Here is a 24,703-nt window from a genome sequence, read left to right on the forward strand (position 1 = left end):
GGACGATCTCGAAACGCTGTGGCGGCCGGCGGCTCTCGACGCTCGGTGACGTTCACGGGACCGGCAATCCGAGCGCTACCAGCGGTGGTGGACGTGCTCGTACACGTACTCCTCGTAGACGTCCCGGACCGCGCCGTGGACGCGGTTCGAGAGGGGATCGAGTTCCGACACGGCGGCGTTCGTCCGGACGTGCTCCGGAGTCGTCGTTCCGGGGATGACCGTCGACACCGCCTCGTGATCGAGGATCCACCGGAGGGTGAACTCCGCGAGCGACAGTTCCTCGGGGACGAACGGCTCGAGGGCGTCGACGGCGTCGTGGCCGGTCTCGTAGGGGACGCCGGCGAACGTTTCGCCGACGTCGAACGCCTCGCCGTCGCGGTTGAAGTTTCGGTGGTCGTCTTCGGGGAACGTCTGGTCGCGCTCGAGCGCGCCGGTCAACAGCCCCGACGCGTACGGGACGCGGACGATCACGCCGACGTCTTCCCGGCGCGCCCGATCGAAAAACAGGTCGGCTGGTCGCTGTCGGAACGGGTTGAAGATGATCTGGACCGTCTCGACGACGTCGTACTCGATCGCTTTGAGCGCCTCTTCGACGCGCTCGACGCTGACGCCGGCGTGATCGATCTTCCCCTTCGCCTCGAGTCTCTCGAGCGCCTCGAACGTCGACGGCTGATAGTACGCCTCCGTGGGCGGACAGTGCAACTGGAGCAGATCGATCGTCTCCTGCCCGAGGTTCTCCCGACTCCGGTCGACGAACGGGGCGAGCCGGTCGTACTCGTAGCCGTCGGCCTCGTGCGGATCGAGTCGACGTCCGGCTTTCGTCGCCACGAACGCGTCGTCGTCGCGTTCGTCGAGGACGTGGCCGATGTGGCGCTCGCTGCGGCCGTCGCCGTAGACGTCCGCGGTGTCGACGAACGTGACACCCGCCTCGAGGGCGGTACGGACGACCTCGCGACCGGTTTCGTCCGACACGTCTCCCCAGTCGCCGCCGACGTTCCACGTACCCAGACCGACGTCCGAGACCTCGCGTCCGGTCGAACCGAGTCGACGATGATTCACACCACGAGGTTTCTTCGAACGACCGTAGGTTTTACCATCGGTCGTGGAGAAATTATTTGCACGTCTGTACGACTGCAGTCGTCCGATCGACTGTGCAGAGAGTTTCGACAGGCCTCGTCTCCGGGCGGCGGTCGTCGTTTGCAGGCTGTAGTACTTTGCCAACCCCTGGGGTACGGGTTGTCGATGAGTCACATCGACGACCCCGACGACGTGAAATCCCTCGAGGTCGGTGCGGTCGGTCAGCTGTTCGAGGAGACGGCGTTTCCAGCGACGACCGACGAGATCCTCGCGGAGTTCGCAGACGTCGAGATCACCTACCCGCGCGAATCGGACTCGCTCGCGACGATCCTCGAGACGTCGGGACACGAGACGTACGAGACGCGGGACGAACTCGAACTCGCGATCCTGAACGGCGTCCGCCGCGCCGCCGTCGGCCGGCCGCGCTACAGCGACCGCGGCGACAGTCCGAACGACCTCGACGAAGCCGTGCGGATGCAACAGTCGTTCTGACCGAACCGTTCCGATCCCAAGTCGATCCGATATGAGTACGATAGACACGACACCGCACGACGCGCTCGCGGCCGAACTGGAACGACTGTATTCGATCGAGCGGACGGTACACGCCCAGCTCGAGACGCTGTCGGACGACGTCGCGATCGATACGCTGGACGACATGCGCGTACTCGAGTGTCGCGAACAGCTCCAGTACGCGATCGACGCCCACCGCGAGGAGAGCGAAGCGCACCTCGAACGCATCGAGCGAGCGTTCGACGCGCTCGGGGAGGAGCCGGCGACTCGGCCCGTCCCCGAAGTGGACGGGCTGATCGCCGACAAGGAGAAGTTCAACAACGTCGTCCTGAACGACGGCCTCCGGCCGCTGTACTACGTCGAGACCGCGTTGAAACTCGAGGCGATCGAGTGTACGGCCTACGAGCGGACGATGGCGCTCGCGAGCGCGCTCGAGGACGACGCCGCCGACGAGGTCGTCGACGCGCTGGGTGAGAACTACGACGACGAGCGAACGCTCAGAGACGACCTCGAGTCGATGACCGACGGCGAACCCATCGACGCGTTGCTCGCGGCGAGCCCGGTCGCCGACGCCGACCGTTCGTCGCTCGATCCGTCGATCTGAGCGAGCACCCGACCCGATTGCCATGAACATCGAGACACTCGAAGATCTGTTCGGATACCAGCTACAGCACGCCTACTACGCCGAGCGAAGTCACGTCGAACTGCTCGCGGAGATGGCGGCCGACGCCTCGAGCGAGGACCTCCGGGATCGGTTCGACGACCACCGCGAACGGACGGAGCGACAGGTCGAACGCCTCGAGCGCGCCTTCGAGGGAATCGGCCGGCGGCCGCGAGCGAGTCGCGCCCGGACGGTCGACGGACTGGCCGACGCACGGTCCGTCCGCGAGAGGACGGGCGACGGCGACGCAGTCGTTCCCGGCGACCTCGAGGTCGCGCTGCTGGCCGAGCGACTCGAGATCAGGAGCTACGAATCGCTGCTCAGGCTCGCCGGTCGGCTCGCGTACGCGAACGACGTCGTCGAGCCACTGGAGTCGAACCTCGCGGAGGAGCGAGACGAACTGGCGTCGCTCGAAGACCTCGAGGCCGAACTGTCCGTCTTCGAAACCGCGGGAATCGCGGACCCCTGATGGCACGGGAGGGCGGTAACGACCGTCGGACGACGCCGGTGACGACCGTCAGACGACGCCGGTGATGAAGGCGAGCCCCATCCCCACCAGAACAACCGCAGTTATCGTGGGCAGGTAGGGCGTGAGCCGCTCGATCCGCTCGCGGTGGTGTTCGTAACCCGCGATCAGAAGGAGCGTCGGGAGCACGATGGCGACGATCACCGCGAGCGAGTAGATCACCATCAGTTCGAGACAGGCGTCCGTCCCGACGCAGATCGCGAGGATCTGGATCGGTTCCTCGTGGGCGAATCCGAGCAGGAGCGCGGTCGTCCCGAGCGCCATCAGCCCGCGTTCGGCGTGTTCCTCGTCGAGGTGACGGTGGCCACCGCCTCCCGGGAACCGCGCGCGGATTCGCCCGAGCAGTCCCCGGTCGGATTCGGTCGGACGTCCGACGTGTACGTGTCCGCCGCGCTCGCGTTCGTGGTCGTGGCGATGATGGCTATCTCGGTCGTGGTGGTGGCCCGCCGCTGGGTCGTCGCTACCGTGGCGATCGCTCTCACCGTGGTGATGGTGGTCGTGACCGTGAGCATCGCCGTCGTGATCGTGATGGCCGTGCCCGCCGTGTCGGTACTCGTGGACGCCGAGAGCGATCAACAGCGCGCCGGCGACGTAGCCGAGCCACGGTCCCTCGGCGAACGCGGCGAACGTGCTGAACCAGAAGTACGCGAGCACGAGCGCGACGCTGCTTACGAGGTGGCCGATCCCGAGGATCAGCGCCGCGAGGAGACCGTACAACAGCCGACGGTTGCGATTCAGCGCGTACGTCGCCGCGATCGGCCACCCGTGATCCGGCAACACGCCGTGGACGAAACCGATGACGACGACGCCGACGACGAGTCCGACGTCCATACGGTCGCTCGTCGCTCGAGCCTATTACCGGTTTGGCCGAACGTCGGTCGCTCCGGTGCAAATCCGGTCGGAACCGGCCGACGGTCGCCGCGGACGTCTCGATGGGAAAACATATACGCTCGCCGCGAGGGGTGCAGGTAGATGCGGTTCGCGAACGGAAGACGTCCGTCGGAGGCGGCCCGCACCGCCGTCGAGTTCCTGCGGGCGTGCGTTCGGATCGATACGCGATCGCTCGCGCTCTTTCGAATCGTCGTCGCGGGGCTCGTTCTCGCCGACGTGTTCCTCCGTGCGCGAAATTTCGCGCACTTCTACACGGACGCGGGCGTCGTTCCGCGCTCGCTGGCTCGTGAAGCGGCCCCGGTCGACGTGACCACGGTGTACCATCTCTCGAGCGATCCGACCGCGATCGCGGCGCTGTTCGTCCTCAACGCCCTGATCGCCCTCCAGTTGCTCGTGGGATATCGAACCCGGATCGCGACGATCCTCGCGTTCGTCTTCGTCGTCTCGCTCGACCTGCGCAACCCGCTCGTGTTGAGTTACGCGGACGTCCTCTTCGCGTGGCTGTTGCTGTGGGCGATCTTCCTCCCCCTCGGGGAACGATGGTCGATCGACGCCGTCCACGCCGACCGACCGCCGCGGCCGTCCGTCGTCTCGATCGGGTCGGCGCTGATACTGCTGCAGATGATCACGATGTACGTCGTCAACGGCTACCACAAGACGTCGTCGGAGCTGTGGCGAACCGGCGAGGCCGCTCCGCTGGTGCTCGGGCTGGACGACATGACGTTTTTGCTCGGGGACGTCGTCCGCACCGTCCCGTCGCTGCTTCGGTACGGCGGACTGGCGTGGTTCGTCATGCTGTTGTGCTCGTGGCTGCTCCTGCTCGCTCGAGGGCGAGTTCGAACCCTCCTGGTCGGCGCGTTCGTCGGTTCCCACCTTTCGTTCGCCGTGACGGTTCGGATCGGCGCGTTCGCCTACGTCGCCATCGCCGGGTTGCTCCTGTTTTTGCGGGCACCGTTCTGGGACGATCTTCGGGCCCTCGCCCGTCGACTCGAGATCGAGTCCGTCGTGGAGACGACCGTGCGTCCGACGCTGATCGCGGTCGCGTCGTCGGTCCCGCGGTCGGACCCGGGCCTCGAGACGCCCGGCTGGTTCCCGGAGAACCCGTCCCGGAGCGCCCGTTCGGTCGTCGTCGTCGCGTTCGTCGCGATCGCGCTCGTCTCGACGCTGTCCGCCGGCGGCCTCGTCGGCGACGACGTCCGCGGCGTCGAGGAGGTGGAGTCGGCGACCGCGGCGTTCGTCGACCACCAGACCGAGTGGAGCATCTTCGCGCCCCACCCGCGGACGACCGACCGGTACCACGTCTTCGCCGCGAAGACCGAAGGCGGGGAGCTGGTCGACGTCTACAACGATCGCGAACTGACCTACGAGCGCCCGTCCGATCAGTTACAGACCCAGTACGAGACGTACCGGGAGCGGTTCTACATGACCAACGTGGCGGCGAGTGAACCGCCGGACGCGCCGGTCCTGCTGGCGGAACACCACTGCCGGACGTGGCGCTCGGACGACGGCGACCGGATCACCCACGTCGAACTCTATCAGATCCGAGAGGACGTGACCCTCGAGACGATCGACGCGCCGGACGAGCGCGAGCGGGAATCCGTCCTGATCCACCGCCACGGCTGTGGCGACCGAGAGCCGACCGAAGTCGATTCGCCGCCGTTTTGATCGCCGGCCGGTCGTCCGACGGATCGGTCGAACGCGGTCCGACCGTTCTCGTCGAACCGATCGGGCGAGGAGCCGACGACGGTCGTCGCGACCGCGTCAGTCGGTCCGGAGCGCCTCGGACTCGAGCGGCGTCGCTCGGGTTCGATACTCGCGAACCGTCTCCTCGGCCCACGACCGCACGGCGTCGTCGTCGACGTCGACCGCCGCGCGAAGAACGCCGTCGGCGTCGCGAAGCAACAACGCGACGGCCTCGTCCGCCCCAACGACCGCGAGCGGAACGTCCTCGTCGACGATCCAGATCCGCGCGCCGTCGGCCTCGAGCAGCGACTCGAGGCGCGCCCGCAATCCAGCGTCCTCCGCGAGCGCGTCGATGGCGCTCTCGGAGAAGACGCCGTCGAACGTCAACTCGCCGGCTGTCACCCGCTCGCGGACGATCGAAAGCGTCTGTTCGTTGAACGCGTGCGACGCCGTTCGAACCTCGCTTGCGTCCTCGAGCAGCTCGAGCAGCCGCTGTACCGGCGCGTTCGGTCGCGTCTGACTGGGTGCGGTGATCCTCGCTTCCGAGAGGCGACGGAGATCGAACGAGAGCGACTCCGTCGGCATGTACTCGACGACGTCGCGGAGCTTCCGTTCGGTCTCGACGATCTCGCGGAGGTCGGAAACACCGCCGGAGACGAGCCGTCCGGTCGCGGTCGCGACGTACCGACTGTCCTCGCGTCTGATCCAGGATCGCTCGTCGAAGTCGCCGAGGATTCGACCCAGCGTCGCCTGCGACGCTCCCGTCGCCTCGGCGAGCTCCCGGCGGGTGTACCGACCGTCCGAGAGCAACTCGAGCACGTCGACGCGATTCGGCGAGAGCGCCAGAAACTCGATCTCCTCGAGCGGCGATTCCATACCCCGTTTCGTTTCCGGGCCGGCATACGATTTTCGACCCTCGTTCGAATTTCACGCCGCGGGTCGATTCGGAACCTCGGCGGACGTTTCTTCCCGTGAAAAATTTACTGAACGGAATTAAGCCGATCCGCCGCCTCTCGTCGGTATGGACCGTCGTACGCTCGCGCTGTTTGCGATCTCGAGTCTGCTGTTTGGCGGCACGTTCGTCGCCGCGAAAGCCGGCCTCGAGTACGTGCCACCGCTGTTGTTCGTCGCGCTCCGGTTCGACGTCGCGGCCGTCGTCGTGCTCGGCTACGTCCTCGCGACGACGGCGCGAGCGGAGCTGGTGCCGAAGACGAGCGGCGACGTCGCCGCCGTGTTCGCGACGGGCGTGCTCGTGATCGGGCTGACGAACGCCTTCCTGTTCGTCGGCCAGCAGTACGCGACGAGCGCCGTCGCCGCGATCGTCTTCAGCCTGAATCCGGTGTTGACGCCGGCGTTCGCGGCGGTAATTCTCGCCGACGAGCGCCTGTCGATTCGGGGTGCGACGGGGATCGCGCTCGGTCTCGTCGGCGTCGCGCTCGTCGTCGGTCCGGATTCGACCGCGCTCCTCGGCGGCGACGCGATCGGGACGCTCGTGTTGTTCGCGGGCGCGACGAGCGCCGCGCTGGGGGTCGTCGCGATCCGTCGCGTCGAGACGACCCTCTCGAGTACGGTTCGTCTCGCCTGGGGGCTTCCCCTCGCCGCGGCGCTGTCACACGCCCTGTCGCTTTCGGCCGGCGAGTCGATCGCGTCGGTAACGTGGACGGCGGAGGCGGTGATCGCGATCGGCTATCTCGCGCTGTTTGCCGGCGCTATCGCGTACGTCGCGTACTTCGCGCTGCTCGAGGCGGCGGGTGCGATCCGAACGAATCTGGTCTTCTACGTCGTCCCCGTCGTCTCCGCACTCGGCGGCTGGGCGCTGCTGGGGGAAGCCATCGAACCGCTCGCGCTCGTCGGCTTCGCGTTCGTCTTCGTCGGCTTCGCGGTTCTCGAGAGCGACTCGATCGGGAAACTGTCCCCGCATTCGGGCGTCGAATCGGCGTTCCGTCGTTCGACGGAACACGACCGCCCGCGAGCGGACGAGGAGCCGCGAGGATATCGGGCGGATTGATCAGCCGAGTTCGTCGAACGACTGCACCCGGTAGTCGCCGAGGACGCACTGGCCGCGGCGTTCGTGGCCGACGCGTTCGACGTGGATCGCGTCGAGGCCGGCGTTCCAGGCCGCACCGACGTCGTTCGCGCCGTCGCCCGCCAGCACGCCGCGGTGGCCGTTGCTCGCGACCTCGAGGTCGTGCATGACGCGCTCGACGGGCGCCGGATCGGGTTTCCATCCCGTCTCTTCGGTACAGCACAGGCGCACGTCGAACCAGTCGCCGATGCCGACGTTCTCGAGGACCGGCTCGCAGAGAAACTCCTGACAGTGGGTGACCAGTCCCACCGGCGCGTCGAGGTCGGCGACGAACGCCGCGTCGTCGTGGAGGTAGGTCTGTTCGGCCCGCACAAGCGGATCCTCCTCGTCGTGAAAGGCCGTCCAGAACTCGGTCGGATCGATCCCCCACGCCTCGAGCTGTCGATCCCGCGAGCCGGTCAGTCCGTTCCAGAGGACGTCGGCCTCCCGATCGGTGAACGACCGGCCCAGCCGATCGCCGACCCGATCGAACACCTCCCGCGTGTACGACCACTCGACGTCGACGAGCGTCCCGTCGAGATCGAGCAGCCAGAAGTCGTACTCCGGAACCATTGAGGACACCAACCTACGGCCGTCTCGAGTAAATGCTTATCGGTCGTCGCGGTCCGTCTACGGCTTCGTTCCCCGATTTCGCGAGATGGAGGGCGTCCGATGTGTGACGGGACGGCGGCGCGAACCGATTCTCGTCCGGTCGGACCGCTTCCGCCCAGCCGGCGGGCCGGTCGGCGTCATCGACTAGTTCCGGCTCGAACCGTCCACGACCCTGATGCTCGAGCCGAGATACTTCGAGAGCACCTCCGAGACGTCGTCGGCGTTGAACGCCGCCAGATCGTCGGCGATCTCGGCTTTCAACGCCTCGAAGTACGCCTCGTCGGCCCGCAGTTCGCGAAAGGAGACCGATTCGACGGGGAGATCGAGCCACCCCTCGGCGAGCCGGCGGGCGTACTCCTGGTCGCCGACCTCGCCGCGCCAGAGCGTATCTCGAAAGAACAGCCACCCTTCGGTTCCCGGCTCCGGTGCCTCGCGAAAGAGGGTGACCGCCGTCTCGGCGCTTCCCGGCTCGAGGCGGACGCCCTCGCCCGCCGGCTCGAGTCGAACCCGCACGCGAAACGCGTACTCGCCGTCCATCCGTCTCGATCAGGCGTTTCGTTCGGATTCGATGAGCTCCGCCATCTCGACGTCGTCGTCCGTGATGCCGCCTTCCTCGTGTGAGGTGAGTCGGATCTCGACTTCCTTGTACCGGACGACGATCTCGGGATGGTGGAACTGGGATTCGGCGATCTCTCCCACCATCTGGGCGAAGTTGACGCCGTGGAGGTAGTCGTCGAACTCGTAGGTTCGAACGATCTCGTCGCCGTCGCGGTCCCAGCTGTCGGGGAGCTGTTCTTCGATCTCGTCGTCCGAAAGTAGACTGCCCATGTTTTCGACAACGGAATCCGCTGTGATAATGGTTGTGTCTCCCTCACCCGTTCTGCCAGCCCGTCGGGTCGGTACGGCCGGTGCGTCGGTCGGTTTCGGTGCTGCGTGTCGGCGTCGCGTCGACGAAACCGTCGCGCGATCAGAGGTGCGACGAGACGTCACCAAGGTCGTCGAGAACGACGTCGGGTCGGATCGTCGACTCGCGCAGGTCCTCCCGGTCGGTGACGCCCGAGAGGACGAGCGCCGTTTGCATACCGGACTGAACGCCCATGCGGACGTCCGTCTCGATTCGATCGCCGACCACGAGACAGCGACTCGACTCGACGCCCAGCCGTTCGGAGGCCGCCTCGACCGTGATCGGCGACGGTTTGCCGATCACGCGATCGATCTCGCGACCGGTCGCCGCCTCGATCGCCGCCACGGTCGTTCCCGCGTCCGGAATCTCGCCGTCTTCGACCGGACAGGTCGCGTCCGGATTCGTCGCGAGGATCGTCGTCTCGTCGTCGATCGACTGCAGCGCCGTCGTCAGCGCCTCGTAATCGAGCGAGCGATCCATCGAGATCAACACAACGTCGACCCGATCGGGATCGTCGGTTAGTTCGAGCCCCGCTGCCTCGAGTTCGCCCTCGAGGTGTGATTCACCGATGACGTAGATACCGTCGTCGTCGTGCTCGCGGACGAGGTAATCAACCGAGACGACGGTCGAGTTCAGGATGTCGTCGGGCTCGGCGCGAAGACCCATTCCGGTGAGCTTGCGCGCGTACGCCGATCGGCTTTTGAGCGGATTGTTCGAGAGAAAGAGCACCGGAACGCCGCGGGTCCGCAGCGCCTCGATTCCGTCGGCGGCACCCGGAATGAGCGTCTCGCCGCGGTAGACCGTCCCGTCCAGGTCGACGAGTGCCCCCTCGACGGAGCCGAGTCCGGTCATCGTCTCTCCTCACAGTTCGGTCGCTCGTCGTCGGCTCGCTCGTCGACCAGCGGCAGACGCTCGAGTCTCGAGGACGCCATCTCGAGAACGCCCCGTCCGAGGGGGTCGCCCGTTGCGGCGTGCCAGTACGCTTCGACCGTCTCCTCCGGCGTGGCAAGCGGAACCAGCCGCGCCGTGGTTCCTCGCTCGTCGATCTCGAGAACGCAGTACGCCTGCGGAAACGAACACACCGGCGGCACGATCAGCTCGCGGAGGTCGTCGCGAACGGTCGCCGCGGGTAGGTGGTGGTGCGCCGAGACGACGAGTGGGACGTCGTGGTTCGACAGCACCGCCTCGAGCGCCGCGGGACGATCGAGCGAAAACCACTCCCACGGCTCGGCTTCCGGCTGTTCGGCGAGCGGATACAGATTGTGATGACAGCAGACGATCGGATTCTCGAGCGACGACAGCCGATCGTCGAGTGCCGCGAGTTGCTCGTCGGAGACGTCGCCGCCCCAGCCCGACAGCCGGTCGTCGGGAGTCGAGGCGGTGTTCAGCCCGACGACGTCCACGCCGCCGAACCGGGCGACGGTCGGAAACGATCCGTCCGCGTAGGCGGCCGCGAACTCGTCTCGCGTGAGCGAACCGTCCGGATTACGGCCGTCCCAGGGCGGGACGTCGTGGTTCCCCGGGATCGCGACCCACGGCACCTCGAGCGGTTCGACCAGCTCGTCGAACGACTCGAACTCCCGGTGTGAACCGCTCCGGGTTAGATCGCCGGCGAAGATGATCCCGTCGAGATCGTCCAATTCGCAGTCCGCGATGACGGTTGAGAGCCGCCGTTCGGTGCGATGAAGTACTTTCCACGTCCCGTGCGTATCGATCGAAAGGTGAATATCTCCGACGACGGCAATTCGAGTCCTGGTCGACGCCGACGGCTCGAGAAATCGCCCGATAGTGGGCCCAACGGTGGACTCACGTCCACGATCGGCGGTTCCTGTTCCCATTATTTATCCCTGGTTACCTGGGTTTGCGTAACTAACCATGAATCTTTTTGTCCAGCACCAATGCCACTGTTTCGCATATATAGATTGGACAGAATAGATAACATAAAAATCTCGTCAATACGCGGCGTTTTTTATTGATGGTTAATCGTCGAACTCCATGCGAATATTCCGACATAAGTATGTGGATATAGGACTATAATCCTGAATAGTGGCAGTTTATTGCATGTCATTTGAGAACCGCCGTCTTAGTTATATCTATGTAGACATAGTTTAAAAGTTGAATTACCCTGGAAACGGTCAGTTACTTAGGAAAAATTTTAAATTATCTTTGTTCATCTGTTTGCCCGAGATGCGACCTACAACCACACGACGGTCGTTTGTGAAAGGTGCTGGGGGGGCTGCAGTAGGAATGACCGCCGGACTCGCGGGATGTCTGTTCGGCGACGACGATGAAGACCTGGTTATCCAGTACAACGCGGTCGACGGCTGGGCGAACTACAGTACGGTCCGCGAGACGTTCACGGAGGAAACCGGGATCGACTTCCCCGAGGACACGAAAAACAGCGGACAGACGTTGAACGCGTTGACGAACGAAGCCGACAACCCACAGGCTGACGTCGCGTACATGGGAATTTCGGACGCGATCGTCGCCGAACAGGAAGGGTTAACTCAGCCGTACGAACCCGAAAACTGGGACCAGATTCCGGACGACCTCAAACATCCGGACGGCGAGTGGTTCTGTAACCACTACGGGACGGTCGGCTGGGCGGTCAACACGGACGAGATCGAAGAGCCGCCGGAAACGTGGGAGGATCTCCTCGACGAACGATTCGAGGATACGATCGCGCTGTACAACCCCGAATCGGCGTACAACGGGTTCATCAACTACGTGAACGCGAACCTCGCTATGGGCGGGTCGCTGACGGACTTCGAGCCCGGCATCGAGTTCTTCCAGGAGCTTCAGGACAGAGGAAACATCGCCGCCATGCCCGACCAGGGCGTGACGACGAGTTTCTTCCAGGGCGAAGTGCCGATGCTGATGGCCTACGACTTCAACGCTTATGAGGCGAAGTACCTGAGCGACATGGACGAAGACAGCGTCGAGGTCGTCGTTCCGGACGACAGCGCGCTCGTCATCCCGTACACGCTGAACGTCGTCAACGACGCGCCGCGCCAGGAAAACGGCGAACAGTTGTGTGACTTCCAGCTCAGCGAACAGGGACAGCAACTGTTCGCGGAGTCGTTCGTCACGCCCGCGCGTGACGACGTCGACATTCCGGACGAAATCGCCGACATGATGCTTCCCGAGGACGAGTACGGCGGCTCGCAAGCGATCGATTACGAGGAGCTCGTCGAACACCAGAGCGACATTCGTAGCGAGTTCTCCGAGGAAATCGCTTCGTAAACAGCGGACGTTTGATCTCCATGATAGAACGGGTTATTTCGATACCGGAGCGGGTGACGGTTCGGGGGAAACGGGTGGACGACCTGCTACCGTGGCTGTTGAGCCTACCGTTTGCCCTGTTGTTCCTGCTGTTTCTGGGATTGCCGCTGTACCGACTCTTCGAACTGAGCTTCCAGTCCGAGACGTTCCTGGGACACTACGTCAACATCTTCGCCGTTGGCAGGTACCGAAACGCGCTGTTCATGAGCTTCGCGATTTCGATTCTGGTCACCGGCGTCTCGATCGTTCTCGGGCTGTTCATGGCGTACTTCATCGCCCGCCGCGAGTTCGTCGGCAAGCGACTCGTCGTCGCGATCATCTCGTTCCCGATCAGCTTCCCGGGCGTGCTGGTCGCCTGGGCGATGATCGTCGTCCTCGGACGCACCGGCGTCCTGCCGCAGTTCCTCGCGTTCCTCTCTGGTGAAAGCGCGTCGACGTTCGCGATCGTCTTCAGCTTCTGGGGACTGGTCGCCGGCTACACCTACTTCACGCTGCCTCGAGTGACGATGTCGATGGTTTCGTCGATCGAGAAGGTAGATCAGAGCGTCGAGGAGGCCGCCCGAAGTCTCGGTGCCACTCGTCTGCAGACGTTCCGCTACGTCACGCTGCCCGTCATCGCGCCGGCGATCGCGTCGGCGGTGACGCTCGCGTTCAGCGTCTGTATGGCGGCGTTCGGGACCGCGTTACTCATCGCCAGCGGCGTCGTGGACATCCTGCCGCTGATGATCTTCAACGTCATCATGGGCCAGCAGGATTACGCAGCCGGCGCGGCGATGGCGGTCGTCCTGACGATAATCACGGTCAGCGTCATCTACGGCTACCGACGAAAGTTCGGGGGGAGCGTCTATGCCTGAATCGGCGAACCGGTCGCGCTTTCGCGACCTCGATTTCGGCCTGATCGGTTTCTACCTGGTCTGCGCAGCGGTGCTGACGTTCATCATGCTTCCGGTGTTCGTCGTCTTCTTCTACTCGTTTTTCGGCTCGGCCGTGGGCGGACTGGGGAGTCCGACCCTCGAGTTCTACGAGGGGGCGATCTCGAACAACCTGGATGCGATCATCCTGAGTATCCAGATCGCCGTGATCACCGTGATCGTCGACATCATCATCGGCGTTCCGGCGGCGTACACGCTCGTACGCTACGACTTCCCGTTCAAGCGACTCGCGATGGAGCTGACGATCCTGCCGATGGCGATCCCCGGGATCGTGATCGGCGTCGCGATCGTTCGGAGCTGGGGTGCACCGCGGTTCGGGATCGACATCGGCGGTACCGTCGAAATCATCATCATCGGTCACATCCTGTTTACGATACCGTTCGTCATCCAGGTGACCATGGCGACGCTCGAGTCGGTCAACTACCGTCGTCTCGAAGAGAGCGCACGGAGCCTCGGAGCTGGCTGGCTCCGAACGTTCCTCTACGTGATCGTTCCGAACATCTACAACGGTATCATCGCCGGCGCGATCATGGCGTTCGCGCTCTCGCTGGGCGAGTTCAACATCAGCTTCTTCGTCTACACGCCACAGAACACGACGTTGCCGATCGCGCTCTTCGGCGGCTTCCGAACGGCGACGGTCGGCGAAGCGAGCGCACTCGCGTCGATCTTCATCCTGTTGATCGTCGGCTTGCTGCTCATCGTCCAGCTCATCAGCGACGAAGGAGTGAAACTCGGAGGGAACGTATAACGATGACTGAAGTTACACTCGATGGAATCACGAAGCGGTTTGGCACGGAAACGGCGATCGAAGACATCTCACTCACCGTCCGTGAGGGCGAAGTCCTCTCGATAGTCGGCCCGTCCGGCTGCGGTAAGTCCACGACGCTTCGGACGATAGCCGGCTTCGAGGAGCCGACGGAGGGTCGAATTCACTTCGACGACAGGGACGTCACCGACGTGCGCGCGGAGGAGCGAAACGTCGGCCTCGTCTTCCAGAACTACGCACTGTTCAAGAACATGACCGTCCTGGAGAACGTCACCTTCGGCCCGCGAATGCAGGGCGTCCCGAAAGAGGAGCGACGAGCGAAAGCGATGGAACTGCTCGAGCTGGTCGGCATCGACGACCTCGCAGACCGAGATCCCTCGAGTCTCTCGGGCGGCCAGCAACAGCGGGTCGGGCTCGTCCGCGCGCTCGCGATCGAACCCGAAATCCTGCTTCTCGACGAACCGATGACGGGGCTCGACGCGAAGCTGAAAAAGCGCCTGCGACGGGAGATCGGAAAGCTCCTCACCGACATCGGCGTGACGACGCTGTACGTCACCCACGATCAGACGCAGGCGATGGCGATGGCCGATCGGGTCGCGGTGTTGAACGACGGCCACATCGAGCAGATCGGCACGCCGGAGACCGTCTACGAGCAGCCGGCCAACCAGTTCGTCGCGAACTTCATCGGCACGTCCAACCTCCTCCCGGCAACCGCGAACGGAAGCACCGTCGACCTCGGCTTCACGACGATCGAGGCGGGCGGACTCTCTCCGACCAACGGGGAGGTGACCGTCGTCACCCGTCCCGACGACTTTACGCTCAACGGCGGTCCGATCGAGGCGTCCGTCCTCGATACGTTCTACATCGGCGGCACCGTCCAGATGGTCGTCGAACTCCCGGACGAAAACCAGATATCGTTGAACGTCAGCCCGAAAGAGGTAGACGTCAGCGACCTCGAACCCGGCGACAGGATCAACCTCTCGCTCGACGCCTCGAACGTCCACGTCGTCAACTGAACGAGACGTTTTCGTTCCGGACCGTTTCGTCCAGCGGCGTGATAGGACCTGTTGTCCGTCGTCGCCGATAGGACCGCGAACCGTCCGCGCTTGCACCGCCACGTCGAGACGGCGATCCGTACGAGTCGTCGGACGTCGCAACGACCGACTACGAGAGTCGGCGTGCGACGTCCGCTTCGGTGATGATCCCCACCGTCTCGCCGGCTTCCGTGATCATCACGGCCTTGTAGTGTTCGAGGAGATTGCTGATCTCGTCCAGCGTCGCGTCCTTCGAGACGGTCGGAAAGCTCTCGCTCATGTGCTCTTCGACCGGTTCGTCGCGGGCTTCGGAGTCGAGGTGGACGAGGTCACCCTGGCTGATCGAGCCAACCGGGATCCCGTCCTGGATGATCGCCAGCTGGGAGTAGGCCTCCTCTTCCATCTTGCGGGCCGCCTCGCTCACCGGATCGTCCGGCGCGACGCTCACCACGGCTTCGTTCATCAGGTCGGCCGCGCGAACGACGTTGCTCTCTGCTTTCTCGAGGGCGTTGACGATCCGACGCAGCGTCGAGAGGCGCGGATCGACGTCACCGCCTTCGATCCGAGCGATCAACGGCTGGGAGACGTCGGCTTTGTCCGCCAGTTCGCTCTGAGTCAACCCGAGTTCGGTGCGACGCTGTCGCAAATCCGCGGGGGTCGGCAGTTCCATACGGGTAGATAACTACGGGTTATAGAAAGTACTTTGGGTCGCCGCCGGTTTCGGTCACCGTCGCGGATCCGGTTCGGTCCGTCAGGAGTCGTCCGGCACCTCGACGACCTCGACGACCGTCAGCGGAACGTCCCGTAGCGCGCCGCCGACTTCGCTCTTTGCGATCCGAGAGGCGTGTTCTTCGCCGTCGGCGTTGAACACCTCCATCTCGAGGCCCAGCCCGACGAGCGCAGTGTCGGCGGCGATAAACGCCGAGTCGAACGGCTCGCCGCAGGCGGGACAGCCCGTTGCACCCACTTCGACCTCGACGTAGTCGAGCCCCTCGCTGTTCAACCGTTTCCCCGCTTCGCTGACGGCGACGCCGATCGCGTCGTCGATCTCCTCGACGTCACGAACGAGCCACGCGGCTTCCATCGCGACGAGATAGTTGCCCATACGTCGTGGTCGTTCCGGGGGGTTTCTTGCTTTGCGGTTCGCGACGGCGGTCGCGGACCGAACGACCGGCCGACGAGTGGACCGACCGATCAATGGAACGGACGAATCCGGGTACGGACCGCCCGTCGAGTGCGCGCAATTCGCACGCTAGCGGCGCTCGAGCGCGCACGAGAGCAGGATGATGCTCATAAGTTACGAAAATTGTGCCGGTCGATTTCGGTCTGCTTACCCGGATTTCGTTTCGAGTACAGCCGCGCTTGGGCACAGGACAACTCGATTTGAATCGCACGACTGCGCCGACTTCAAAAGTAATCAACGAACATTATAGTCTCTGTAAATCAAGAAGGCTTATATACTCCCTGCATCTCAACCTCGCCTGAACGCTGATGATAACCCGCGTGTACCACGCGACCCTGTTCGCACTGTACCAGCTGTGCATCGTGATCGGTATCGTCGCGATGCCACTCGCACTCGCCGCCCGGCAGGCCGGAGTCACGCTGCCGGTCCACCGCCTCCTCGCGAACGTCGAGCGAGCGTACGACGCCTCCCGACCGTAATGACCTGTTAATCGAGCCGTTCTCCAGCCGTATCGCCCCGACGACTGCACGGTGAGACCGAAGCGGAAACGACCGTTGTGAACGCCGGTGTTTTATACCGTGCCGGCCGTAACAGTTCGTCAATGCGAACGCCCATGCACGACTCGGAGTTCTCCCGAACGATCGATCAGCTCGCAAGCGACCCCAACCCGTACGAGCCGGAGATCGGATCGATGCCTCAGAACGACCTCTCGCGCGCGGACCTCGACACCGTGAACAAGACCGGAACGACGACGATCGGTATCACGACGGCCGACGGCGTCGTCATCGCGACGGACATGCGCGCCAGCCTCGGCGGCCGGTTCGTCTCGAACAAGAACGTCCAGAAGGTCGAACAGATCCACCCCACGGGCGCGCTCACGATGGTCGGCAGCGTCGGCGGCGCTCAGTCGTTCATCGCGAGTCTCCGCGCCGAAGTCAACCTCTTCGAGGCCCGACGCGGCGAGGACATGAGCATCGACGCGCTCGCGACGCTCGCCGGCAACTTCGCTCGCGGCGGTCCCTTCTTCGCGATCCATCCGATCCTCGGCGGCGTCGACGAGGAGGGAAGCCACGTCTACAGCATCGATCCTGCCGGTGGCGTGATGGAAGACGACTACACGGTCACCGGCTCCGGAATGCAACTGGCCTACGGTCACCTGGAGCAGGCCTACGAGGACGGCCTCTCGAACGACGAGGCGACGACCATCGCAGCCCGCGGAATCAAATCCGCCGCCGAGCGCGACACTGGCTCGGGCAACGGCGTGTTCCTCTGTGAGATCACCGACGAGGGCGTCGACATCCACGGCCATCACGACTTCGACGACGTGATCTAGCGCCGCGGTATCGAAGCACGTCGTCGCTCCCGCCGTGATCTCAGCGGCGTTCTGTCGTCGATTTCATCACCGTAGCCACAGCGACCGAAACGACGTCGCGTACCCGACCACGACGTCTCTGCGGCCGTCAACGGCGGCTCACAGGCGGTTCCCGCGTCAATCGAATCGTTGGCAGCCACGACGAGTTTCCGACCCGAGCCGTCCTCGTTCGACGCGATCGGTCGTCGTCCGTCGAGCGGTCACGTCACGGCGTTCGGCGTCGATCTCACTCCTCGAGGAACTCGAGGAAGACGTCGTTCGTCTCGCCCGAATACTCGAGTTCGACGTGAAACGACAGCCGCGAGACGACGTCCGGACACAGGTCGTCAGTCCGGACCGGCCGTAGCCGAACGACGTCGCCGAACTCGGTCGCCTCGATGCCAACGACCTCCGCCTCGTAACAGGGCCGTGGCACGGTCGTCGAGCCCGTGACCTCGACCGTTCCTTCGCCGACGTACTCGACGGCGTACTCGTTACCCTCACCGGAGCCGCCGGCGTCGGTTTCGGACTCGAGTGAGACGAGTCGGGGACCGTCTTCGTCGGCCGACGTCGTGCCGGTCAGTGCGGTTCCTGCGACGATCGATGCGCCGATCGCTCCGAGTGCAGTTCTGCGTTTCATGCCAGTCTGATCGACGACGATAGAGAATATAATATTTCTGCATAAACAGTTTGAGTTAACGAATGAAACTATTTTCCTGAACGGTGCGTTCGCACACCGATCGGCTCCGATAGCCACGAACGGCGACGGTTCCGTCGACTACGAGGAACGGTAGTTGGTGCGTGCCGTCAGCTCGGGCTCGAGGGGAACCTCTTCGAGCCGGACCGATCGGCCCGCCTCGCTCGATCGGTAGATGGCGTCGATCACGCGCTGGACGAGCAGGGCCTGTTCGATCGTGTTCGTCTCGGGGACCGTTCCCGAGGCGATCGTCGAGAGGAACTGTTGGTCCTGGGTTTCGTGGCCCGTCACCGTCGGATCGCCGGTGAGCTGGGCGTCCGCGTAGTGGTCGCAGCCGGTCGTTCCGGCCTCGAGGATCGTCAGATCCGTGCTCCCGATGTCGAACTGGGCTCCGGCCCTGGTGCCGCGGATCCGGAAATCCATGCTCTGTTCGCGGTTCGTCGCCCAGGCCGCCTCGAGCGAGATCGTTTGCCCGTCAGCACACCGGATGAACGCGCTGACCGAGTCGTCGACCTCGTACGTCTCGGCCTCGGCGTTCCAGTTGTCGCCGAAGCCGTCGGGATCGGCGTAGCTCTCGCGCGTTCCGAACGTCGTCCTGGTGACGCCGGAGACCTCGGTGATCTCGGGAAAGTCGAGCGCGTACAGCGCGAGGTCGAGGGCGTGAACGCCGATGTCGAGCAGCGCTCCGCCGCCGGCGAGGTCGGGGTCGGTGAACCACGATCCCGGTCCGGGGACCCCGCGTCGGCGAACGTAGTTCGCCTCGACGTGCGTGAGATCGCCGAACCGGCCGCGAGCGTCGTACTCGTCGAACATCGCCATCGATCCGGCGTGGCGGTTGTGAAAGCCGACCATACAGATGCCCTCGGCCTTCGCGGCCGCCTCGGCGATCCGCACCGCGCTCTCTAAGGTGTGAGCGAGGGGCTTCTCGACGAGGACGTCACAGCCCGCCTCGAGGGCGGCGACCGTGATGGGTTCGTGAAATCGGTTGGGCGTCGTGACGACGACGGCGTCGACGTTATCGTCGACGACGAGCCCTTCGTGTGTCTCGTACGTCTCGGCTCCGAACTCGCCTGCGAACTGGCGGCGCTTGGCTTCGACCAGATCCGCGCCGGCGACGACGTCCGCGCCGAGTTCGTCGATGCGTCGCGCGTGGAGCGTCCCCATTCCGCCGAGACCGACGATTCCGACGCCGATCCCGTCGCCGATCATGGAGAAACCCCCGATTTCCACGTTTCGAGCGGACAGAGAGCGTGAGAAATGCGCCGTTTCGTCGTCGTTTGTCTGTGAAGCCAGGATTCCATGTAGGTACGCGGTCAGCGATCGAAATAAGAGTTGTGACTACTTTCTCGGTTAGAATTATCTGACTGTCTCTATAAACAATATATTTTAACTAACCCGTTTGTCTATCCTCGAGAGAAATAAACGATTGTGAATCCGGTTTCCGGGCTGCAACCACCTCAGCTATGGGCGCTCGCGTGGACGCCCGCCGCATGGCCGATGTCACGATCTGGAACGAGTTTCGACACGAACGCGAGCGCGACGAGGTCGCAACCGTGTATCCCGACGGAATCCACGCGACGCTCGCCGACGCGCTGGACGATCACGAGGTGACGACGGCGACGCTGGACGAACCCGACCACGGACTGCCGCCCGAAGTGCTCGAGACGACGGACGTTCTGCTGTGGTGGGGACACACGGCCCACGAGGAGGTTTCGGACGCGGTCGTCGATCGGGTTCGGTCGCGCGTGCTCGAGGGAATGGGACTGATCGTCCTCCACTCCGGCCACTACTCGACGGTGTTCAAACGACTGATGGGGACCACCTGTAGCCTCCAGTGGCGCGAGGACGGACGAGCGGAACGGCTGTGGGTCGTCGACCCCGGTCATCCGATCGCCGACGGTCTCGAAGAATCGATCGAGCTACCCGAGACGGAGATGTACGGCGAACCGTTCGACGTTCCCGAACCGGATCGGCTCGTCTTCGTGAGCTGGTTCGAGGGCGGCGAGGTGTTTCGAAGCGGCTGCTGTTACCGCCGTGGCAGCGGGCGGATCTTCTACTTCAGGCCGGGACACGAGACGTACCCGATCTACGAGGACGACGCGGTTCGGCGGGTGCTTCGAAACGCCGTCGACTGGGCGGCGCCGACGGATGGGTCCCCCCGGACGTTCGGCGAGCGACCGTGATCGTCGCTCCGCCGAGACGCTTCATCGACCCGGTCAGCCGCTGCGCCGGGTGTCGACCAGTTCGATCGCGACCTCGAGTTGGATTCCGGCGGCCGTCTCGAGACGTTCTCGTACGTCGTCGGCGAAGTCGGACGGTTCCGTCTGCCCGGGTGGCCGCTCGACGAGCACGGTGACCTGCGGCCGGTTTCCCGCGTAGACGTCGACGAGTTCGTACTCGACGCGTTCCTCCCGAAACTCGAGGCCGCCGTACGCCGGATCGTCGCTCATCGCCTCGAGTTCCGTCTTCACGTCGTGTTCGACGGCGGCGGTCTGGTACGTTCCGTAGGTGACGCCGCCCAGAACGACCGAGAGGACGGCGATGGCGACGACGAGAACGACGACGCGCGATCGCAGCCGTCCGTAGACGTGCTCGACCTTCGAGCCGCGGTGTGGACGGTAGCCCGAGAGCCACAGCACGATCAGGGCGGTGAGGTTGATCGAGAGGAGGTTGACGAGGACGAGCGTCCCCGCCGTGACGACGACCGTCGGATGTCCCCAGGCGACGCCGAGGCCGACCGTCGCCGCCGGCGGGACGAGGGCGACCGCGATCGCGACGCCGACGAGCACCGATCCGACGTTTCGGACGAGGCTGACGACGCCCGCGACGCCCGATCCGAGCGCGAGAAACAGCGCGAGCAAGTCGGGCGTGATTCGCTCTCGAATCTGCGGGACCGTGGTGATGTCGAACCCCGGTGCCAACAGTATCGTCCCCCGGAGGAGCCAGCCGATCAGCGCCGCGGTCGCGACGGCGGCGACGAGACCGGCGACCTGCAGGAACACGCCGCGAGCCGCGAGTTCGTCGTCGTCGACCACGACGCCGACGCTCGCGGCGAGTGCCGGCCCCATCAGCGGTGCGACGACCATCGCGCCGATGATCGTCGCCGCGGAATCGAGCAACAACCCGGCCGTGGCGATAGCCGTACTCACCACGAGGAGGACGAAGTACGTCGACGCGGCGGGCGCGAGGTCGGCCGCTCGCGCCCTGAGTTCCTCGCGCGAGATTCGCGTCCCGGAGAATCGCCCAGCGAGCGCTTCCGCTCGGCTCGAGACGATGGTTTCCGCCGCCGTCACGACCGTGTACGAGTCCTCGTCGAAGCCGGCGTCGCGAAGTCCCGCGAGCAACGGCTCGACGGCGGCCGGCGGGACGGGGATCGACACGATCGCCTCGAACTCGCCGCGGCTCGTCTCCTCGGAGACCGCGTAGTCGACGCCCGTTCGATCGGCCGTCTCGAGGACGAGTTCCAGATCGCCCTGCGGGACGAACACCTGCACCAGACGCATACGCCCCGTTCACCGCGAGCGACGATATGCTGTGGCCATCGCAGGCCGACTGTCAGAACGGTTGACGTCCGTCGTCGGTGATCACGCTCTCGAGCAGCGAGACCGGCGTCGCGTCGTAGGCCGGATTCTCGACGGCGAACCCGTCGGCGGGCTCGGACATGACCTCGACGCTCGAGCGAAAGTCGTTCTCGAAGACGAACCCCTCGGCGACGATCTTCGACGCCGATCCCAGCACGGTAACGGGAACGTCGAGTTGATCCGCGGTCGCGGCGATCGGCAGCGTTCCGACGCGGTTGTACAGGGTGTCCTCGACGATGCAGTCCATCCCGACGACCACGCGGTCGCACTCCTCGAGGTAGACGCCGTGGGCGCTGTCGGTGATCAGCGTGGCGTCGACGTCGTCGACGGTTGCGAGCCGCCGCGCCGTCTTGCGGCCGATGTACCGCGGTCTGGCTTCCGTGACGTAGACGTCGAAGGACTTTCCGGCGTCGGTCGCCCGTTCGAGGGCTTCGATCACCGTCGAGGAGAAGTCGTGAGTCAGAAGCGTCGCGCCGTCTTCGAGGATCTCGGCCGCGTTCTCGGCGGCGAGTCGCTTTCCCGACTCGACCGTATCGACCACCCAGGCGATCCGCTCTCGCGTCAACCGTTTGGCCTCCTCGACCGTCTCCGGATCCTCGTCCGCGACGTTTTCGACGACCGATCGGATCGCGTTCTGGAGCGAGGCGTGAGAGGGGTTGGCCCGCCGAAGCGCGTCGCCGTTTTGTTCGAGCGAGCGGAGATACTCCTCGACGGTGGCGAACTCCCGTTCGGTCAGCTCCTCGAGGGCGCGCGCCGCGCGGATGGCGACCACCGAGGAGCTGTGCGTCTGCATCGCCTGAATCTCCTCGACCGTCTCGTCGATCATACCAGAGAGGATTTCGGTCAGCGTCAAAGGTGTTCCGGGTGATCCACGCGACGACGGAGAGACGCCGTCGGGGTCGACGACGTAGCGGTTGCAGGCCGAACCGTCATCGGTTTTGCACTCGCCCGCGCGCGTACGTGAAGCTTTATATGTGACCGTCCACTACCCGAAAGCAGGTTTCTCATGTCCCAGGATAGCGAGTACGGCGCCGGACAGATCCAGGTTCTGGAAGGCCTGGAGGCCGTGCGAAAGCGACCGGCGATGTACATCGGTTCTACCGACTCTCGAGGGCTCCACCATCTCGTCTACGAAGTGGTGGACAACTCGATCGACGAGGCACTGGCGGGCTACTGCGACGACATCACCGTCACGATCCACGACGACGGTTCGGTGAGCGTCGCGGACGACGGGCGAGGCATCCCCGTCGACACTCACGAAGAGTACGACCGTCCCGCACTCGAGGTGATTCTCACCGTCCTCCACGCGGGCGGTAAGTTCGACAACAAATCCTACCAGGTCTCGGGCGGGCTCCACGGCGTCGGCGTGAGCGTCGTCAACGCCCTCTCGGCGCGACTCGCGGTCGAGGTCAAACGCGACGGCGGCGTCTACCGTCACTCCTTCGAGGCGGGCGAACCCGTCGGCGACATGGAGCTGGTCCGGGAGATGGACGCCGACGAGGAGACCGGAACCGAGATCCGGTTCTGGCCCGACGACGACATCTTCGAGACCGACGAGTTCGCTTTCTCGACGCTGTCGAACCGACTCCGAGAGCTCGCCTTCCTCAACTCGGGCGTCCGGATCACGCTTTGCGACGAGCGCGCGGACGCCGACGACGCCTCGACTCCCGTCGAGGAGACCTACGAGTACCAGGGCGGCATCCGCGAGTTCGTCGAGTACCTGAACGAGACGCGCTCGGTGATGCACGACGACGTCATCTACTTCGAAGACGAGGCCCAGAACATCCACGTCGAGGTGGCGATGCAGGCCACGGAAGATCTCCAGGGCTCGATCCACGCCTTCGCGAACAACATCAACACGCGCGAGGGCGGCTCGCACCTCACGGGCTTCAAGACCGCGCTGACCCGGACGGTCAACGACTACGCCAACGAAAACGACCTCCTCTCGGACCTCGAGAACAACCTCAAAGGCGAGGACATCCGCGAGGGGCTGACGGCGGTCATCTCGGTCAAACACCCCGACCCGCAGTTCGAGGGCCAGACCAAGACCAAACTCGGTAACTCGGAAGTTCGCGGCATCGTCGAGAGCGCGATGCACGAGGGGCTCGGCACCTACTTCGAGGAGCACCCCGACACCGCCCAGGCGATCGTGATGAAAGCCGTCGAGGCTGCGAAAGCCAGGATGGCGGCCCAGAAGGCAGAGGAGCTGACGCGGCGCAAGTCGGCGCTCGAGTCGACGTCGCTGCCGGGCAAGCTCGCGGACTGTCAGACCAAAGATCCCGAGGAGGCGGAGCTGTTCATCGCGGAGGGTGACTCCGCGGGCGGCAGCGCCAAGCAGGCTCGCGATCCGGAGTTCCAGGCGGTCCTCCCGATCAAGGGGAAGATCCTCAACGTCGAGAAACACCGCCTCGACCGGATCCTCGAGAACGACGAGATCCGGAACATGATCACCGCTATCGGGGCGGGGATCGGCGACGAGTTCGACGTCGAGAACGTCCGCTACAAGAAGATCATCATGGCGACGGACGCCGACGTCGACGGTGCCCACATCCGGACGCTCATGCTGACGTTCTTCTACCGGCACATGCGGCCGTTGCTCGAGGGCGGCTACGTCTACGCGACCCAGCCGCCGCTGTATCGCATCCGCTATCGCGGCGAGACCTACGACGCGATGACCGACGTCGAACGCGACGAGATCGTCGAGGAGAAGTGCGACGGCAACCCCTCTCAGGTCCAGCGGTTCAAGGGCCTCGGCGAGATGAATCCCGAGCAGCTGTGGGAGACGACGATGAATCCGGAAAATCGCATCCTCAAACAGATCACGGTCGAGGACGCCGCCGCGGCGGACAAGATGTTCTCCGTGCTGATGGGCGACGCCGTCGAACCGCGCAAGCAGTTCATCAAAGACCACGCTCCGGAGGCGGAATGGATCGACATCTGAGAGGCGA

General features: G+C 64.5%; 27 protein-coding genes. 13 read left to right on the top strand and 14 right to left on the bottom strand.

Features of this window, described 5'->3' with window-relative positions; translation table 11 throughout:
• Positions 1–75 precede the first annotated feature (75 nt).
• Positions 76–1,059, bottom strand: coding sequence for an aldo/keto reductase (locus EA472_RS11565; RefSeq protein ID WP_124191676.1), 984 nt, complete (start codon positions 1,057–1,059; stop codon positions 76–78).
• 183 nt (positions 1,060–1,242) lie between these two features.
• Here EA472_RS11565 and EA472_RS11570 point away from each other — a divergent pair, with 183 nt between their 5' ends.
• The 3 genes from EA472_RS11570 to EA472_RS11580 are packed head-to-tail and all read left to right on the top strand — an operon-like array spanning position 1,243 to position 2,717.
• Positions 1,243–1,569 carry a DUF5789 family protein gene (locus tag EA472_RS11570; RefSeq protein ID WP_124191677.1) on the top strand — a complete coding sequence of 109 codons (327 nt, stop codon included), beginning with the start codon at positions 1,243–1,245 and terminating at the stop codon, positions 1,567–1,569.
• A gap of 31 nt (positions 1,570–1,600) precedes the next feature.
• Entirely contained in the window at positions 1,601–2,191 is a 591-nt protein-coding gene (locus EA472_RS11575; RefSeq protein ID WP_124191678.1) for a YciE/YciF ferroxidase family protein, read from the top strand.
• Positions 2,192–2,213: 22 nt separating this feature from the next.
• Positions 2,214–2,717 carry a YciE/YciF ferroxidase family protein gene (locus EA472_RS11580; RefSeq protein ID WP_124191679.1) on the top strand — a complete coding sequence of 168 codons (504 nt, stop codon included), beginning with the start codon at positions 2,214–2,216 and terminating at the stop codon, positions 2,715–2,717.
• A gap of 48 nt (positions 2,718–2,765) precedes the next feature.
• On the opposite strand, the gene EA472_RS11585 is transcribed toward EA472_RS11580, so the two are convergent.
• The gene (locus EA472_RS11585; RefSeq protein WP_124191680.1) at positions 2,766–3,605 is read right to left on the bottom strand and encodes an ABC transporter permease; all 840 of its coding nucleotides are present in this window, start codon (positions 3,603–3,605) and stop codon (positions 2,766–2,768) included.
• Between the two features lie 141 nt (positions 3,606–3,746).
• On the opposite strand from EA472_RS11585, the gene EA472_RS11590 reads away from it, so the two are divergent.
• Positions 3,747–5,330: an HTTM domain-containing protein gene (locus tag EA472_RS11590; RefSeq protein WP_124191681.1), complete on the top strand. Its 1,584-nt coding sequence runs from the start codon at positions 3,747–3,749 to the stop codon at positions 5,328–5,330.
• 96 nt (positions 5,331–5,426) lie between these two features.
• On the opposite strand, the gene EA472_RS11595 is transcribed toward EA472_RS11590, so the two are convergent.
• Entirely contained in the window at positions 5,427–6,224 is a 798-nt protein-coding gene (locus tag EA472_RS11595; RefSeq protein WP_124191682.1) for a helix-turn-helix transcriptional regulator, read from the bottom strand.
• 145 nt (positions 6,225–6,369) lie between these two features.
• On the opposite strand from EA472_RS11595, the gene EA472_RS11600 reads away from it, so the two are divergent.
• Entirely contained in the window at positions 6,370–7,356 is a 987-nt protein-coding gene (locus EA472_RS11600) for a DMT family transporter (RefSeq protein WP_124191683.1), read from the top strand.
• Here EA472_RS11600 and EA472_RS11605 read toward each other — a convergent pair whose 3' ends face one another.
• The 5 genes from EA472_RS11605 to EA472_RS11625 all read right to left on the bottom strand — a co-directional run bounded on the left by EA472_RS11605 (position 7,357) and on the right by EA472_RS11625 (position 10,767).
• Complete coding sequence (locus EA472_RS11605) at positions 7,357–7,986, bottom strand: HAD family hydrolase (protein WP_124191684.1); 630 nt, start codon at positions 7,984–7,986, stop codon at positions 7,357–7,359.
• A gap of 183 nt (positions 7,987–8,169) precedes the next feature.
• The gene (gene lwrS / locus EA472_RS11610; RefSeq protein WP_124191685.1) at positions 8,170–8,562 is read right to left on the bottom strand and encodes an LWR-salt protein; all 393 of its coding nucleotides are present in this window, start codon (positions 8,560–8,562) and stop codon (positions 8,170–8,172) included.
• Between the two features lie 9 nt (positions 8,563–8,571).
• Positions 8,572–8,853, bottom strand: coding sequence for a 4a-hydroxytetrahydrobiopterin dehydratase (locus tag EA472_RS11615; RefSeq protein WP_124191686.1), 282 nt, complete (start codon positions 8,851–8,853; stop codon positions 8,572–8,574).
• 139 nt (positions 8,854–8,992) lie between these two features.
• Entirely contained in the window at positions 8,993–9,781 is a 789-nt protein-coding gene (locus tag EA472_RS11620; protein WP_124191687.1) for an HAD-IIA family hydrolase, read from the bottom strand.
• Entirely contained in the window at positions 9,778–10,767 is a 990-nt protein-coding gene (locus EA472_RS11625) for a metallophosphoesterase family protein (protein ID WP_124191688.1), read from the bottom strand. The genes EA472_RS11620 and EA472_RS11625 overlap by 4 nt, the downstream gene beginning before the upstream one ends.
• 409 nt (positions 10,768–11,176) lie before the next feature.
• Between EA472_RS11625 and EA472_RS11630 the strand changes: the two genes are divergently transcribed.
• The 4 genes from EA472_RS11630 to EA472_RS11645 are packed head-to-tail and all read left to right on the top strand — an operon-like array spanning position 11,177 to position 14,925.
• Complete coding sequence (locus EA472_RS11630) at positions 11,177–12,172, top strand: extracellular solute-binding protein (protein WP_165874876.1); 996 nt, start codon at positions 11,177–11,179, stop codon at positions 12,170–12,172.
• Positions 12,173–12,192: 20 nt separating this feature from the next.
• Positions 12,193–13,065, top strand: coding sequence for an ABC transporter permease (locus EA472_RS11635; protein ID WP_124191690.1), 873 nt, complete (start codon positions 12,193–12,195; stop codon positions 13,063–13,065).
• A complete protein-coding gene (locus EA472_RS11640; protein WP_124191691.1) occupies positions 13,058–13,891 on the top strand; it encodes an ABC transporter permease in 834 nt (277 codons plus the stop codon). The genes EA472_RS11635 and EA472_RS11640 overlap by 8 nt, the downstream gene beginning before the upstream one ends.
• Before the next feature lie 2 nt (positions 13,892–13,893).
• On the top strand, positions 13,894–14,925 hold the full coding sequence (locus EA472_RS11645; RefSeq protein ID WP_124191692.1) for an ABC transporter ATP-binding protein: 1,032 nt from the start codon (positions 13,894–13,896) through the stop codon (positions 14,923–14,925).
• A 148-nt stretch (positions 14,926–15,073) separates the two neighbouring features.
• On the opposite strand, the gene EA472_RS11650 is transcribed toward EA472_RS11645, so the two are convergent.
• A complete protein-coding gene (locus EA472_RS11650; protein WP_124191693.1) occupies positions 15,074–15,613 on the bottom strand; it encodes a CBS domain-containing protein in 540 nt (179 codons plus the stop codon).
• Positions 15,614–15,694: 81 nt separating this feature from the next.
• On the bottom strand, positions 15,695–16,048 hold the full coding sequence (locus EA472_RS11655; RefSeq protein ID WP_124191694.1) for a DUF555 domain-containing protein: 354 nt from the start codon (positions 16,046–16,048) through the stop codon (positions 15,695–15,697).
• 386 nt (positions 16,049–16,434) lie between these two features.
• On the opposite strand from EA472_RS11655, the gene EA472_RS22525 reads away from it, so the two are divergent.
• Together EA472_RS22525 and psmB are read left to right on the top strand one after the other, a co-directional pair.
• Positions 16,435–16,605 carry a hypothetical protein gene (locus EA472_RS22525; RefSeq protein ID WP_165874877.1) on the top strand — a complete coding sequence of 57 codons (171 nt, stop codon included), beginning with the start codon at positions 16,435–16,437 and terminating at the stop codon, positions 16,603–16,605.
• A gap of 122 nt (positions 16,606–16,727) precedes the next feature.
• Positions 16,728–17,459 carry an archaeal proteasome endopeptidase complex subunit beta gene (psmB, locus tag EA472_RS11660; protein ID WP_124191695.1) on the top strand — a complete coding sequence of 244 codons (732 nt, stop codon included), beginning with the start codon at positions 16,728–16,730 and terminating at the stop codon, positions 17,457–17,459.
• 265 nt (positions 17,460–17,724) lie between these two features.
• On the opposite strand, the gene EA472_RS11665 is transcribed toward psmB, so the two are convergent.
• Together EA472_RS11665 and EA472_RS11670 are read right to left on the bottom strand one after the other, a co-directional pair.
• Positions 17,725–18,117, bottom strand: coding sequence for a hypothetical protein (locus EA472_RS11665; RefSeq protein WP_124191696.1), 393 nt, complete (start codon positions 18,115–18,117; stop codon positions 17,725–17,727).
• Between the two features lie 138 nt (positions 18,118–18,255).
• Positions 18,256–19,383 carry a Gfo/Idh/MocA family protein gene (locus EA472_RS11670; RefSeq protein WP_124191865.1) on the bottom strand — a complete coding sequence of 376 codons (1,128 nt, stop codon included), beginning with the start codon at positions 19,381–19,383 and terminating at the stop codon, positions 18,256–18,258.
• Between the two features lie 281 nt (positions 19,384–19,664).
• On the opposite strand from EA472_RS11670, the gene EA472_RS11675 reads away from it, so the two are divergent.
• Positions 19,665–20,357, top strand: a complete 693-nt coding sequence (locus EA472_RS11675) for a ThuA domain-containing protein (protein ID WP_124191697.1) — start codon at positions 19,665–19,667, stop codon at positions 20,355–20,357.
• 33 nt (positions 20,358–20,390) lie between these two features.
• Here the strand turns inward: EA472_RS11675 and EA472_RS11680 are convergent, their stop codons facing one another.
• Positions 20,391–21,677 (bottom strand): TIGR00341 family protein, encoded by a 1,287-nt coding sequence (locus tag EA472_RS11680; RefSeq protein WP_124191698.1) that lies wholly within the window; start codon positions 21,675–21,677, stop codon positions 20,391–20,393.
• Positions 21,678–21,729: 52 nt separating this feature from the next.
• On the bottom strand, positions 21,730–22,581 hold the full coding sequence (locus EA472_RS11685) for a translation initiation factor eIF-2B (protein ID WP_124191699.1): 852 nt from the start codon (positions 22,579–22,581) through the stop codon (positions 21,730–21,732).
• A gap of 180 nt (positions 22,582–22,761) precedes the next feature.
• Between EA472_RS11685 and gyrB the strand changes: the two genes are divergently transcribed.
• Complete coding sequence (gene gyrB, locus EA472_RS11690; protein ID WP_124191700.1) at positions 22,762–24,696, top strand: DNA topoisomerase (ATP-hydrolyzing) subunit B; 1,935 nt, start codon at positions 22,762–22,764, stop codon at positions 24,694–24,696.
• The last annotated feature ends 7 nt before the right edge of the window (positions 24,697–24,703 follow it).

The organism is Natrarchaeobius oligotrophus (assembly GCF_003841465.1).
Classification (GTDB): Archaea; Halobacteriota; Halobacteria; order Halobacteriales; family Natrialbaceae; genus Natrarchaeobius; species Natrarchaeobius oligotrophus.

What these genes read in the sequence shown, in the direction of transcription:
- EA472_RS11570 (WP_124191677.1), top strand. Translation starts at nt 1,243, where the DNA reads ATGAGTCACATCGACGACCCCGACGACGTGAAATCCCTCGAGGTCGGT.
- EA472_RS11575 (WP_124191678.1), top strand. Translation starts at nt 1,601, where the DNA reads ATGAGTACGATAGACACGACACCGCACGACGCGCTCGCGGCCGAACTG.
- EA472_RS11580 (WP_124191679.1), top strand. Translation starts at nt 2,214, where the DNA reads ATGAACATCGAGACACTCGAAGATCTGTTCGGATACCAGCTACAGCAC.
- EA472_RS11585 (WP_124191680.1), bottom strand. Translation starts at nt 3,605, where the DNA reads ATGGACGTCGGACTCGTCGTCGGCGTCGTCGTCATCGGTTTCGTCCAC.
- EA472_RS11590 (WP_124191681.1), top strand. Translation starts at nt 3,747, where the DNA reads ATGCGGTTCGCGAACGGAAGACGTCCGTCGGAGGCGGCCCGCACCGCC.
- EA472_RS11595 (WP_124191682.1), bottom strand. Translation starts at nt 6,224, where the DNA reads ATGGAATCGCCGCTCGAGGAGATCGAGTTTCTGGCGCTCTCGCCGAAT.
- EA472_RS11600 (WP_124191683.1), top strand. Translation starts at nt 6,370, where the DNA reads ATGGACCGTCGTACGCTCGCGCTGTTTGCGATCTCGAGTCTGCTGTTT.
- EA472_RS11605 (WP_124191684.1), bottom strand. Translation starts at nt 7,986, where the DNA reads ATGGTTCCGGAGTACGACTTCTGGCTGCTCGATCTCGACGGGACGCTC.
- lwrS (WP_124191685.1), bottom strand. Translation starts at nt 8,562, where the DNA reads ATGGACGGCGAGTACGCGTTTCGCGTGCGGGTTCGACTCGAGCCGGCG.
- EA472_RS11615 (WP_124191686.1), bottom strand. Translation starts at nt 8,853, where the DNA reads ATGGGCAGTCTACTTTCGGACGACGAGATCGAAGAACAGCTCCCCGAC.
- EA472_RS11620 (WP_124191687.1), bottom strand. Translation starts at nt 9,781, where the DNA reads ATGACCGGACTCGGCTCCGTCGAGGGGGCACTCGTCGACCTGGACGGG.
- EA472_RS11625 (WP_124191688.1), bottom strand. Translation starts at nt 10,767, where the DNA reads ATGGGAACAGGAACCGCCGATCGTGGACGTGAGTCCACCGTTGGGCCC.
- EA472_RS11630 (WP_165874876.1), top strand. Translation starts at nt 11,177, where the DNA reads ATGACCGCCGGACTCGCGGGATGTCTGTTCGGCGACGACGATGAAGAC.
- EA472_RS11635 (WP_124191690.1), top strand. Translation starts at nt 12,193, where the DNA reads ATGATAGAACGGGTTATTTCGATACCGGAGCGGGTGACGGTTCGGGGG.
- EA472_RS11640 (WP_124191691.1), top strand. Translation starts at nt 13,058, where the DNA reads ATGCCTGAATCGGCGAACCGGTCGCGCTTTCGCGACCTCGATTTCGGC.
- EA472_RS11645 (WP_124191692.1), top strand. Translation starts at nt 13,894, where the DNA reads ATGACTGAAGTTACACTCGATGGAATCACGAAGCGGTTTGGCACGGAA.
- EA472_RS11650 (WP_124191693.1), bottom strand. Translation starts at nt 15,613, where the DNA reads ATGGAACTGCCGACCCCCGCGGATTTGCGACAGCGTCGCACCGAACTC.
- EA472_RS11655 (WP_124191694.1), bottom strand. Translation starts at nt 16,048, where the DNA reads ATGGGCAACTATCTCGTCGCGATGGAAGCCGCGTGGCTCGTTCGTGAC.
- EA472_RS22525 (WP_165874877.1), top strand. Translation starts at nt 16,435, where the DNA reads ATGATAACCCGCGTGTACCACGCGACCCTGTTCGCACTGTACCAGCTG.
- psmB (WP_124191695.1), top strand. Translation starts at nt 16,728, where the DNA reads ATGCGAACGCCCATGCACGACTCGGAGTTCTCCCGAACGATCGATCAG.
- EA472_RS11665 (WP_124191696.1), bottom strand. Translation starts at nt 18,117, where the DNA reads ATGAAACGCAGAACTGCACTCGGAGCGATCGGCGCATCGATCGTCGCA.
- EA472_RS11670 (WP_124191865.1), bottom strand. Translation starts at nt 19,383, where the DNA reads ATGATCGGCGACGGGATCGGCGTCGGAATCGTCGGTCTCGGCGGAATG.
- EA472_RS11675 (WP_124191697.1), top strand. Translation starts at nt 19,665, where the DNA reads ATGGCCGATGTCACGATCTGGAACGAGTTTCGACACGAACGCGAGCGC.
- EA472_RS11680 (WP_124191698.1), bottom strand. Translation starts at nt 21,677, where the DNA reads ATGCGTCTGGTGCAGGTGTTCGTCCCGCAGGGCGATCTGGAACTCGTC.
- EA472_RS11685 (WP_124191699.1), bottom strand. Translation starts at nt 22,581, where the DNA reads ATGATCGACGAGACGGTCGAGGAGATTCAGGCGATGCAGACGCACAGC.
- gyrB (WP_124191700.1), top strand. Translation starts at nt 22,762, where the DNA reads ATGTCCCAGGATAGCGAGTACGGCGCCGGACAGATCCAGGTTCTGGAA.